Annotated in this window: 12 protein-coding genes; 10 read left to right on the forward strand and 2 right to left on the reverse strand. The window is 39.4% G+C overall.

All coding sequences use genetic code 11. The annotated features are described in order from the left end of the window. Positions 1–494: 494 nt before the first annotated feature. Entirely contained in the window at positions 495–635 is a 141-nt protein-coding gene (locus KI343_RS11975; protein ID WP_212926657.1) for a hypothetical protein, read from the reverse strand. A gap of 575 nt (positions 636–1210) precedes the next feature. Here KI343_RS11975 and KI343_RS11980 point away from each other — a divergent pair. The 10 genes from KI343_RS11980 (at position 1211) to KI343_RS12025 (ending at position 11822) form a co-directional block, all read left to right on the forward strand. Continuing rightward, entirely contained in the window at positions 1211–2467 is a 1257-nt protein-coding gene (locus KI343_RS11980) for an ABC transporter substrate-binding protein (RefSeq protein ID WP_212926745.1), read from the forward strand. Positions 2468–2584: 117 nt separating this feature from the next. After that, positions 2585–3445 (forward strand): carbohydrate ABC transporter permease, encoded by an 861-nt coding sequence (locus tag KI343_RS11985; RefSeq protein ID WP_212926658.1) that lies wholly within the window; start codon positions 2585–2587, stop codon positions 3443–3445. After that, entirely contained in the window at positions 3445–4263 is an 819-nt protein-coding gene (locus tag KI343_RS11990) for a carbohydrate ABC transporter permease (protein ID WP_212926659.1), read from the forward strand. The genes KI343_RS11985 and KI343_RS11990 overlap by 1 nt, the downstream gene beginning before the upstream one ends. 41 nt (positions 4264–4304) lie before the next feature. After that, positions 4305–5357, forward strand: a complete 1053-nt coding sequence (locus KI343_RS11995; RefSeq protein ID WP_212926660.1) for a LacI family DNA-binding transcriptional regulator — start codon at positions 4305–4307, stop codon at positions 5355–5357. A 45-nt stretch (positions 5358–5402) separates the two neighbouring features. Further along, positions 5403–6110: a ThuA domain-containing protein gene (locus tag KI343_RS12000; RefSeq protein WP_212926661.1), complete on the forward strand. Its 708-nt coding sequence runs from the start codon at positions 5403–5405 to the stop codon at positions 6108–6110. 27 nt (positions 6111–6137) lie between these two features. Then, positions 6138–7166 (forward strand): Gfo/Idh/MocA family protein, encoded by a 1029-nt coding sequence (locus KI343_RS12005; RefSeq protein WP_374705436.1) that lies wholly within the window; start codon positions 6138–6140, stop codon positions 7164–7166. A 6-nt stretch (positions 7167–7172) separates the two neighbouring features. After that, positions 7173–8210, forward strand: a complete 1038-nt coding sequence (locus KI343_RS12010; protein WP_212926662.1) for a Gfo/Idh/MocA family protein — start codon at positions 7173–7175, stop codon at positions 8208–8210. A 129-nt stretch (positions 8211–8339) separates the two neighbouring features. Next, positions 8340–9308 carry a sugar phosphate isomerase/epimerase family protein gene (locus tag KI343_RS12015; RefSeq protein ID WP_212926663.1) on the forward strand — a complete coding sequence of 323 codons (969 nt, stop codon included), beginning with the start codon at positions 8340–8342 and terminating at the stop codon, positions 9306–9308. A gap of 150 nt (positions 9309–9458) precedes the next feature. Then, the gene (locus KI343_RS12020) at positions 9459–10142 is read left to right on the forward strand and encodes a YesL family protein (RefSeq protein WP_212926664.1); all 684 of its coding nucleotides are present in this window, start codon (positions 9459–9461) and stop codon (positions 10140–10142) included. Between the two features lie 24 nt (positions 10143–10166). After that, entirely contained in the window at positions 10167–11822 is a 1656-nt protein-coding gene (locus KI343_RS12025) for a glycoside hydrolase family 13 protein (RefSeq protein ID WP_212926665.1), read from the forward strand. A 138-nt stretch (positions 11823–11960) separates the two neighbouring features. Here KI343_RS12025 and KI343_RS12030 read toward each other — a convergent pair whose 3' ends face one another. Beyond that, positions 11961–12188, reverse strand: coding sequence for a hypothetical protein (locus KI343_RS12030; protein ID WP_212926666.1), 228 nt, complete (start codon positions 12186–12188; stop codon positions 11961–11963). Between the last annotated feature and the right edge of the window lie 171 nt (positions 12189–12359).

Below are 12359 nucleotides of genomic sequence, written 5' to 3' on the forward strand. Positions count from 1 at the left end.
TGGTTCATAGGCCAAGACCCAACTATGGAAAAAAGCGTTGGCCTTACCACCAAGGCTACCATGCCCACTACTCCATGTAAAACCGGTGCACTTCCTGGGAATTTACACATACTTATTGACAGTACCTTAAAGTCGCTCCAAACTAGAAAAAAGCGCTCCACTTCAGGCTAAAGTCGCTCCAAAAAAGAGAAAAGCGCTCCATCCGGAGGGAAAGGCGCTCCAAAAAGGAGAAAAGCGCTCCGTCCAGAGTGGAAGCCGCTCCGAAATAGAAAGAAGCGCTCCGTCCAGAGTGGAAGCCGCTCCGAAATAGAAAGAAGCGCTCCGTCCAGAGTGGAAGCCGCTCCAAAAAGAAGAAAAGCGCTCCACCCCAGTTCAAAGCCGCTCCAAAATAGAAAAAAGCGCTCCGCCCCAGGCCAAAGCCGCTCCAAAATTAAGAAACACGCTCCATCTCTGCCAGAAGTCGCCCCAAGAGAAACTCACTCCAACCGACTATTCTATTCTTCTTTTTCTTCAGCTTCTTCTGCAAGTCTACTTGCAATCCATCGTTTAGCTGTCTCTTCATCAATCTCATATTCTTTTCCTGCCCGTAGTAATTCACCGTGATAGGCTGTTTGAACGTTCATTTTTACTTTCATTATGATTCTCCTTTGGTAAAGTTGTCTACTTATATCATATCATACTGGAATTGTTCAATTATATATTTTGGTTTTGACCCGAAATATTAAAATAAAATCCAATGGAAAAAGCAAAGGAACCTATACTATACTTTTATCCATTGGATAAGGTGAAGTAAATTTATCGTCTCTGTTTTAAAATAGTAAATCCATAAGCGGGTAATAAATCTTTTTAATTCTTTAATAAATATAGAAAGTAGTGGTCTAACTATGTATCAAAACGTATAAAAGTAGCAAGTTGCAAGAAAACATTTGCATATATAGCGCAACAAAAATTAGGAATAAAGAGGCTTATATAATATTGTTTTATCAATCTTTTAAGAAGTTTATTAAAAAACACTTGTCCTATTTTAAAATAAATGCTACTATTAATCATGAAATCAATGCAAACGTTTGCTTAAAAAGTTGCATGCATTTCATAGTAATAGTTTTATATTTTTTATGTATGTTGAAAGCGCTTTATTAGGCTTTCGAAAATTACACAGGGGGTGCAGGGGTTGAATAAATCATTTTTGAAAAAAGGGTTTATTGCAAGTATGTTAACAGGGGTATTGGTTTTGGGAGCGTGTTCATCAGGAGACGGTAATGATGAAGCGGCAGATGGACAGACTGTCGTAGATATTTTTCAATTCAAAGTGGAGTTCAAGGATCAATTTGAGCAAATTGTACAGGACTTTGAAGAAGAAAATCCGGATATTAAAATTAATGTGCAGACTGTAGGCGGTGGAAATGATTATGGGGCAGCATTGAAATCCTCCTTCGCAGCAGGAAATGAACCAGATATCTTTAATGTAGGAGGTCCTTCAGATGTTGATGAATACCGTGACTACTTAGCGGATTTATCAGATACAGAAGCGGCTTCCCAAGCTTTGGAAGGTACATTGGATGGAGTAGAGCAGCAGAATGGCGAAATCCTTGGACTGCCATATAATCAGGAAGGTTACGGATACATTTACAATAAAGAGATATTTGAACAGGCTGGGGTAGACGCTGAAAGTATTTCAACGTATGAAGATTTAGAAGAAGCATTTGCGACGATAGATAGCCAGAAAGAAGAGTTAGGAATTGATGCAGTCATTGCACTTCCTGCAAAAGAGTTGTGGGTTATGGGTAATCACTTAGGAAACACTTTTTTTGCATCTGATTTTGATAACAGTATTGTCGAAGCTTATGAGGCAGATACAATTCCACTGGAAAGGAGTCAAGAATTAAAGCGGATGCTGGATTTACAAAATGAGTATTCCGTTCAGCCGGTACTCAGTTTAGATTATTCACAGCAAGTAGAGCAACTATTTTCCACAGGACGTGTAGCAGTAATTCAGCAAGGTAACTGGGTATACCCGACAATTGAGCAAATGGATGCAGAGTTTGCAGAAAATAATATTGGCATGATTCCGATCCCAGTTGATGGATTAGAAGGACATCTTCCAGTAGGTGTACCAAATTACTGGGGTGTGAATAAACAGTCCGATGAGGAAGTACAAGAGGCAGCAAAACAGTTCCTGGATTGGATGTATACATCGGATACTGGAAAAGATTTCGTTTTAAACGAATTTAAATTTATTCCGGCATATGATGGATACGATGAAGAACAGATTGCTGATCCGCTTTCTAAGGAAGTTTACAAATACTCTCAGGAAGGAAACACTATTGGCTGGGTATTTTTAGGAACACCTAACGGATGGCAAGAACATGTTTTAGGCGCAGAAATGCAGCGTTATTTAAGTGGGGATGCTTCGTGGGATGAAGCGATGGAAAGTGCCATTTCACAATGGGAAAGCGCCAGAAAATAAGTCATAGAAAAGGAGATGCTTTAAAGAGCAGAAAATATTTCTTTAGAGCAACTCCTTCTATTCTAAAAACGACCTTATTTACAGTTTATAAGATGAAGAGAGCATGGTGATGCAGGTATGAAAAACAAAAGTCTATCCTTTTGGCTATTTATGACGCCAACGTTAGTAGCATTGGCATTAGTCGTATTTGTTCCTTTTGTATATGGTTTTATTTATTCCTTCTCAGATTGGAATGGATTGCACGCCACCGAATTTTTAGGGTTGGATCATTATGTGAATTTGATTCAAAGCGAAAATTTTCTAAGTGCGATATGGTTTACAATTAAATTTGCTGTTGTATCCATTGTACTGGTTAATGTAATTGGGCTTGGGCTTGCGTTATTAGTAACGCAGCATTTAAAGGTCAGTAATTTATTCCGGACTGTATTCTTTATGCCAAACTTAATTGGTGGATTGATTTTAGGTTTCATTTGGCAATTTATCTTTGTTAGTGCATTTGACAGTGCAGGTCGTTTGCTTGGCTGGGAATTCTTGCAAGGGTGGCTGGCTGATCCGACAACGGGCTTTTGGGGCTTGGTCATTCTAAATGCGTGGCAATATAGCGGTTATATTATGATTATTTACATTGCATACTTAGAGGCGGTTCCTAAAGAATTAATAGAAGCGGCAGATATTGATGGAGCGAATCCTTTTCAACGTTTTTGGAAGGTGACATTTCCGCTTGTTGCTCCGGCATTTACCATTAGCATGTTTTTAACTCTGTCGAATGCATTTAAAATGTATGACCAAAACCTTGCTTTAACAGGCGGTGGACCTTTTAAATCAACGGAAATGATTGCCATGGATATTTATAACACGGCCTTTAGTGAAAATAATATGGCCTTTGCCCAGGCAAAAGCAGTTGTCTTCTTTATACTTGTTGCGGCAGTAGCATTAACACAAGTTTACTATAACAAAAAAAGGGAGGTTGATTTATAATGAAGCAAAAGAAGCGGAATCGTCTAATATTAACGATAACAGGAATCTTTTTAACTTTGTTATGGATATCTCCTTTCTATTTAATGTTTACAAACGCATTTAAAATGAAGAGCGATATATTTACCAATATTATCGGTTTACCGAAAGAATGGACATTTGAAAATTTCCAGCAGGCATTTATTGATCTAGATTTTGTTAACTCTTTTATGAATTCGGTTATTGTTTCTGTTTTAAGTGTTGGATTATTGATTATTTTCTCATCGATGGCTGGTTATGCATTGGCGCGTAATACAAGTAAATTAAGTGGAGTCATCTTTTTAATATTTGTCGCGGCCATGCTGATACCGTTCCAATCGGTTATGATTCCGCTTGTTTCTATCTTTGGACAAGCTGACATGCTTAATCGCTCAGGACTAATCTTTATGTATTTAGGATTTGGAGCAAGTTTATCCATATTCCTATATCATGGTGCGATGACAGGGATCTCAAAATCCTTGGATGAAGCAGCAATTATCGACGGTGCCAACCGTTGGCAATTATTCTGGAAAATTATCTTCCCTATGTTGAAACCAATTTCTGTTACAGTAATGATTTTAAACTTGATTTGGATTTGGAATGATTATCTTCTACCGTCACTTGTATTAAATGCGGAAGAAGCAACGATTCCGCTTAAAATGTTCTTTTTCTTTGGTCAATATACAAAACAATGGCATTTAGCGCTAGCTGGACTAGCTATTGCTGTTATCCCGGTTATTATCATATATTTCTTTGCGCAAAAGCATATTATCAAAGGGGTGTCAGAAGGTGCTGTTAAATAGTGACATCGAAGCATCCTATTAAAAGAAAGGGAGGCTTTCTGATGGCAATTACCATTAAAGATGTAGCAAAAGCTGCAAAGGTATCACCTTCAACCGTTTCGAGAGTGATATCTGACAGCAACCATATTAGTGAAAAAACAAAGAAAAAAGTTCGTGAGGTAATGGAGGAGCTTGGTTATCATATTAACTTAAATGCAAGAGGACTTGTCCAGCAATCGACAAAAACGCTTGGTATTGTATTAAAATATTCGGAAAATGTTGCATGGAAATGGGTGAATCCTTTTGTATCAGAAGTTTTACAGGGAATTGGCTCTCACTGTCATGAACATGGTTACAGTATCATGATTACAACAGGAAATACTGAAGAAGAAATCTACGCGGATACTGTCAAAATGGTTCAAGGAAAACAAGTTGATGGGATAATTGTTCTCTATGCAAAAGAGGGGGATAGGGTAGTGCCATTCCTTCTTGAAGCAGAAATTCCGTTTGCGGTAATCGGAAAACCAGTTGACCGTATCAATGAGGTCATGTATGTGGATAACGACAATGTCCAGGCTGCCAAAGATGCGACGGAGTTTTTATTGAGTAAGCATCATCAAAAAATTGGATTTATTGGGGACAATCCAACTTTCCAAGTTATTCAGGACCGTGTAGATGGATACTTTAAAGCGCTGGAATGGAAAGGCTTTCCGAGAGATGAGGGCTACGTTAAGTTTATCCGGGACCCAGAAGATGAAGGTGCTGTATTAGATGAATTTCTTAAGATGAAAAATCCGCCGACAGCACTTATCATTTCTTCCCCGCTACAAGGTGTCGGTATTTTAAAAAGCATGCAGGAAAACCATTTACATGTACCAGAAGATATGAGCCTAATCGTTTTTAATAAAACATTAATTACGGATCTTTCTATTCCGAAGCTCACAGCAGTTGATACACAGACATATCAGCTGGGGTATGAAGCGTCCAGAGGCGTAGTCGAGTTGATTAATAATCCGGATACCTTTAAGCGGAGTGTGATTATCCCGACAAAGATTGAATTAGGTGAATCACATCGCAGTCTAAAGTCTGCTAAACCGGAATTCGTGAAAAAATAAATTAGCCATAGGTTAAAAATCGGAAATAGGTAAGGAGCATGCACAATGAATATAGTAGTATGGAATGAAAATCGTCACGAAAAAACAAATGAAACAGTAGCATCCATTTATCCAAATGGAATCCACGGAGCAATCGCCGGCTTTTTAACAGAAACGGGGCATGATGTTACCACAGCAACTTTAGATGAACCGGAACATGGATTATCCGAAGAATTATTAAATAATACAGATGTACTTGTCTGGTGGGGACATATGGCACATGATGAAGTACAGGATGACATCGTAGAAAGAGTAAAACAGCGCGTGTTAGACGGTATGGGGTTAATCGTTCTTCATTCCGGGCACTTTTCAAAAATCTTTAAATCCTTGATGGGGACAGGCTGTGATTTGAAATGGCGTGAATCCGATGATACAGAACGTGTATGGAATGTTGATCCAACGCATCCAATTGCCAAAGGAATCAGTGAGTATTTTGAAATTGAAAAAGAGGAAATGTACGGGGAACATTTTGATATCCCAACGCCAGAAGAATTAATCTTTGTCAGCTGGTTTACTGGCGGAGAAGTATTCCGCAGCGGAGCTACCTTTAAGCGTGGTCGAGGAAGAATATTCTATTTCCGTCCTGGCCATGAAACGTACCCGACCTATCATCAGGCAGAGGTGCAGCAAGTCATTAAAAATGCAGTGGAATGGGCGAAAAATCAAGATACACCAAAACATACGTATGGCAATGTAGAGCCAATTGAAAAATAAGAATAATAGATAGAGAGGGAGATAATTATGACTTTAAATATTGCAGTTATCGGATGCGGAAGTATTGCAAAGCATCGCCATTTACCAGAATATGCACAGAACGAACAGGTGAATATTGCAGCCGTTTGTGACATTGTTCCAGAACGTGCAGAAGCAGCAGCGGATAAATATCATGCAAAAGCATATACGGATTATAAAACCCTTCTAAAAGAAGAAAACATTGATGCGGTCAGCGTCTGTCTGCCAAATTACTTACATGCTCCTGTCAGCATTGATGCATTAAATGCAGGTGTACATGTACTTTGTGAAAAACCGATGGCAACCTCTGCAGAAGAAGCAGATAGTATGATTGAAGCTGCCGAACGAAATGGGAAAAAACTGATGATTGGACATAATCAGCGTTTTGTTGCCTCCCATCAAAAAGCAAGAGAATTGATTGCATCAGGTGATATTGGAAAGGTTTACAGCTTCCGTGCCACGTTTGGGCATGGCGGTCCTGAAGGGTGGAGTGCTGACGGGAAAGACAGCTGGTTCTTTAAAAAGGATGAAGCATTTATTGGGGCAATGGGTGATTTAGGCGTACATAAAGCGGATTTAATCCGTTATATCTTGCAAGAGGAAATGGTCGAAGTCGGTGCATTTGTGGAAACCAGTGCAAAAGAAAATGCAGATGTAGATGATAATGCAACACTCATTCTCAAATCTGAAAAAGGTACGATTGGCACATTGGCAGCCAGCTGGGCATACACAGCAAAAGAAGATAATTCAACTATCATTTATGGAGAGAAAGCAACCCTTCGCTTGGAAGATCACCCAACCTATTCCTTAGTAGCACAATATGCAAATGGAGAAGTTGTAAAGTATGAACTTGGTGCGATCCAATCTAATGATGAAGGCGGACAGACTACGACACATGTGATTGATCATTTTATCGAATCGATTCAAAATGATACAACGCCGTTAATTGATGGGGAAGAAGGCAAGAAATCACTGGAAATTATTCTGGGAGCCTTAGAATCTGTCGAAACAAAAAGAATCTATTCATTGGAGAAGTGACGAATCATGGAACGATTAAAAATGGGATTGATAGGTGTCGGCGGGATTGCCGAGAACCGGCATATCCCCGCCTATCAAGCATGGAGTGAGCATGTGGAGATAACAGCACTACAGGATGTTAACCTTGTCCGTGCGAAAGAAGTAGCTGAAAAATATGCGATTCCAAACGTGTTTGAAGATTATTTGGAACTATTCAAGCATGTTGATGCAGTAACGATTTGTACACCAAATAAATTCCACGAAGCAATTGCAGTGGCCGCTTTAAACCAGGGTGTTCATGTCTTGTGTGAAAAACCGATGGCCATGAATGCAGATGAAGGCAGGCGAATGATAGAAGCAGCAGAAAAAAATAATCGCATCCTGATGATTGGCTATCACTATCGATTTATGGAGGCTGTTGCTCTGGCAAAAAAATCAATGGAAGAAGTGGGGAACCCCATTGTGACACGAGTCCAGGCTCTACGCCAAAGAAAAGTTCCGGGCTGGGGTGTATTTATTAATAAACAGCTTCAAGGCGGAGGAAGCTTGATTGATTGGGGATGTCATTTGCTTGACGCTTCATTGTGGCTAGTTTCTCCATCAAAACCTGTAGAAGTGAATGCACAAACCTATCAGTGCTTAAGTAAACAGCCTGAACAGGTAAATGACTGGGGAAGTTATGACCATGAAGCCATCGATGTAGATGATCATGTGAGCGCTTATATCCGTTTTGATGACCAGAGCACCCTTCTATTTGAATGTTCCTGGGCAGCTAATATAAAGGAAGATCATACGCATATTTCCATATCAGGGGAAAAAGGCGGGTTAAGTGTCTTTCCCTATGAAGTCTATCAGCCTAAATACGGCAGAATGATGGAAACGAATACAGATTTGAAGGAAGACGATCAGCAGGCAGGTATATTTCAAGCAAAGAATTTTATTGATGCCTGTCTAGGAAAAGAAAAACTAAAACATAATCCAAACGATGCGTTACAAGTAACAAAAGTAATCGATGCCATTTATGAAAGCAGTGAGCATGGAAAAAGTATTTTTCTCGAAGCTTAACTGACAGTAAGTCCCCGTTTCAAGCATTCCTAAGCCACTAAGAAGAATAAGTGGGGTCACTGCCAGTATAAGCCCGATTGGCCACAGAAGGAAGTTTCACTTTATAAACTAAGGGGAGGTAAACGGATTATGAAGCTAGGCGTATTTACCGTTTTGTTTGCAGAAAAGAAGTTTGAAGACATGCTTGATTATGTAAAAGATGCCGGATTGGATGCAGTGGAAATTGGTACAGGCGGAAATCCCGGTACGGCACATTGCCAGATTGATGAGCTGTTAGAAAATAGTGAAAAACGAAAAGAATTTAAGGATAAGATTGAATCTCGCGGATTAACCATCAGCGCATTCAGCTGCCACGATAATCCTATTTCACCGAATAAAGCACATGCCAAAGCAAGTCACGATGCTTTTGTGAAAACAGTTCGTTTGGCAGAAATGCTGGATGTTCCTGTAGTAAATACTTTCTCGGGAACGCCGGGATCCCATGAGGATTCCAAATATCCAAATTGGCCGGTAACTCCTTGGCCAACCGAATACTCCGATATTTTAAAATGGCAATGGGAAGAAAAGCTGATTCCATATTGGAAAGAACAGGGACAGTTTGCGAAAGACCATGGTGTTAAAGTTGGTTTGGAGCTGCATGCCGGTTTTCTTGTGCATACACCACATACGATGCTAAAACTTCGTGAAGCTACCAATGATGCGATTGGTGCAAATCTGGACCCAAGTCACTTATGGTGGCAGGGAATTGATCCAGTAGCGGCCATTAAGATATTAGGAAAAGCTGGAGCAATCCATCATTTCCACGCAAAGGATACGTATATTGATCAGGATAACGTCAATATGTACGGATTAACGGACATGCAGCCATATGGGGAGGTACAGACACGCGCCTGGAGCTTCCGTTCAGTAGGATATGGTCATAGTATTCAAGAATGGTCGAATATCGTCAGTGCGCTCCGAACCTATGGCTACGATTATGTCATCAGTATTGAACATGAAGACCCGATCATGTCCATTGAGGAAGGTTTCCATGCAGCTGTGAAAAACTTAAAGCAGGTTAATATGAAAGAAGCTCCAGCTACTATGTGGTGGGCATAATACAGCGATTTTTACATGGTTGGAACCGGAATATATTCTAAACCGGTGAATAGAATATATTTCCGGTTCTGTTTTTTACACGGGTATTTCAGAAGCGAAAATTGGGTTTTCATTAGATTGATAGAAATAAAGCTTGAGGGGGAAGAAAGAATGAAAATAACAGGCGCAATAGGAGGAGTTTATTCGGCGTGTGAGTGGGTCATGCGTTTTGCACTATTAAATGTTGTTTGGCTAGCTGTAAATTCCCCTGTTCTTTTAGTTGTATGGAGTATGTGGAGAGCTGCTTCGGTACAAGAAATAATCCTACTTAGCATTCCCCTTCTTGGCTTATTTCCAACCTTATTTTATCCTGCGACGGCCGGCTTATTTGCGGTGGTTCGTGACTGGATTATGACAGCGGAAAAAGAAAGCATGGTCAAGGAATTTTTTAGCTATGCCAAAGAAAACTATCAAAAAAGCCTGCTAGCGGGAAGCATACTTGGGGTGATATGGACGATAACAATCGTTAATTATGTTATTGTCAGTCAATCAAGTACAATCCTGGCTGTTGTTTTCCTATTCTTTGCTTTTTTGTTGTTAGTCGTTACTGTGTTGTTTTTATCAATTTTAGTTCATTATCAGCTCTCAAGCATTGAATTATTAAAAAAGACCTTGTTATATACATTTGGCTGTCCTTTCTTAGCAATAACGATATTGATAAGCGTCATTATCATTTTTCTGATGGGATTGCGTTTTCCGTTTTTAATGGTGTTTTTTAGCTGGTCCTTATTGGCATTCATCACATTTTCTGCTTTTTACAGAACCTTTTTACGTTTAAGAGAAAAGCAGGCATAATCAGTTAGGAAAGGAAGACGAAAGATGAAAAGAATATGGTGGAAAGAAGCAGTAGCTTATCAAATCTACCCAAGAAGTTTTATGGATTCAAATGGAGATGGAATAGGCGATATTCAAGGTATTATTTCCAAATTAGATTATTTAAAGGATTTAGGAATTGATGTCATTTGGATATGTCCGATCTATCAATCTCCTAATGACGATAATGGCTACGACATAAGTGACTACCAAGCAATTGCAGAAGAATTTGGGACGATGGCGGATTTTGATGAGCTGCTGGAAAAAGTACATCAAAAAGGCATGCGCTTGATTATGGATTTAGTGATTAATCATACCTCTGATGAACATCCTTGGTTTATTGAATCGAAATCCTCGAAGGATAATCCATATCGAGACTATTATATTTGGCATCCAGGGAAAAAGAATGGAAAAGAGCCAAATAATTGGGAGTCTATCTTCGGCGGGTCTGCTTGGAAATATGATAAGCAAACAAAGGAATATTTTATGCATATTTTTTCGGAAAAACAGCCTGATTTAAATTGGGAAAATAAAGCAGTTCGCAAAGATTTATATAAAATGGTAAATTGGTGGCTGGATAAAGGGATTGACGGTTTTCGTGTGGACGCAATTTCGCATATAAAAAAGAAGCCGGGATTCCCCGACCTGCCCAATCCAACAAAGAAACGATATGTACCGTCCTTTGATGGCCATATGAATCAAGACGGTATACATGAATTTCTACAAGAGTTTAAAAAAGAAACATTGGATCATTATGATATTATGACAGTCGGAGAAGCCAATGGTGTGAAGCTCACGCAGGCAGATGACTGGGTTGGTGAGAAGCATGGTGTATTTGATATGATTTTTCAGTTTGATCATTTAGACCTCTGGGGACGTGAAACAGGTAGCGGCCTTGATTTAGAGAAGTTAAAAAATGTGTTTACCACATGGCAGAAAGGCTTAGAAAAAGTGGGTTGGAATGCATTATTTTTAGAAAATCATGATCAGCCGCGCTCTGTTTCCAGCTGGGGAGATACGGAAAATCACCATGCGGCTTCTGCAAAGGCATTTGCGACTTTATATTTTCTGATGCAAGGAACACCATTTATCTATCAGGGACAGGAAATAGGGATGACCAACGTTCCTTTTGAGTCTATTGATGAATATGATGCTGTCGATGCAAAAAACTTCTATCAAGAGCAATTGGAAGAAGGGGTACCGGAAGAAGAGATTCTTGCTGTACTAGCGAATACAAGCCGAGATCATTCACGTACGCCCATGCACTGGACCAACAAAGAAAATGCTGGATTTACAACAGGGAAGCCCTGGATAAAAGTGAATCCAAATTATACGACGATCAATGTAGAAGCGCAGCAAAATAACCCGGAATCTATCTTCCATTTTTATAAAAAACTGATCGCGTTGCGGAAACAAGAACAGGGGCTGATATACGGCACATATGATATCGTCATGGAAGAGCATCCTCAAATTTATGCTTATACCAGAACATATCAAGAAAAACAGTGGCTTGTACTGGTGAACGTTTTTGCGGAAGAAACGACGTATACACTCCCGGAAGAATTTCAAGGGAAAGAATTAAAACTGCTGGTAAATAATTATGATAGAAAAGAGAAAGAAAAGCTGCAAGCCTATCAAACGGTTGTTTATCAAGTGGTGTAAGAAGAACAGGAGGAGGCTGATGGCCACCTCCTGTTTCTTTCACTAGAATGACAGTCTTTCTGTCTTGGCTAAGCCCCCAACAGACTCTCCATGAATAAATACTTGGAAATTTTAATAGACAGAGGGGGTGTAAACAGTTTAAAAATCCTCTGCCTTCTTTATTTCACGTCTATCCTCAAATAATTTCCATAACCTATTCCATCTTTTCCTAAATATAATCTTCTGGAAGCTCTTTATACCGATTCCATTGGCAGTTCCATAGAACCATTGATGAGCGATTTCGTGAGCAACTGTAGTCTTTGAATCTCCTGATTTCCCTCCTATGTCATAAATACTGCCAACAGGGACTATATCGAGATCTTCCATGGAATTTGTTCCCATCACATAACGATTTGTTTAAAAGAGTAGTAGTCTGCAAGGGTCCCATTTGTTGATTTTCATAGGATGGGAATGGTTGTCGCAATAGTGCGGAAAATCGATTAGTAAACTTATTTTGAAATTCTACTAAAATTACCTAATGATAACCTAAATAAATTT

The organism is Oceanobacillus sp. J11TS1, assembly GCF_018333215.1.
Lineage (GTDB): Bacteria > Bacillota > Bacilli > Bacillales > Amphibacillaceae > Oceanobacillus.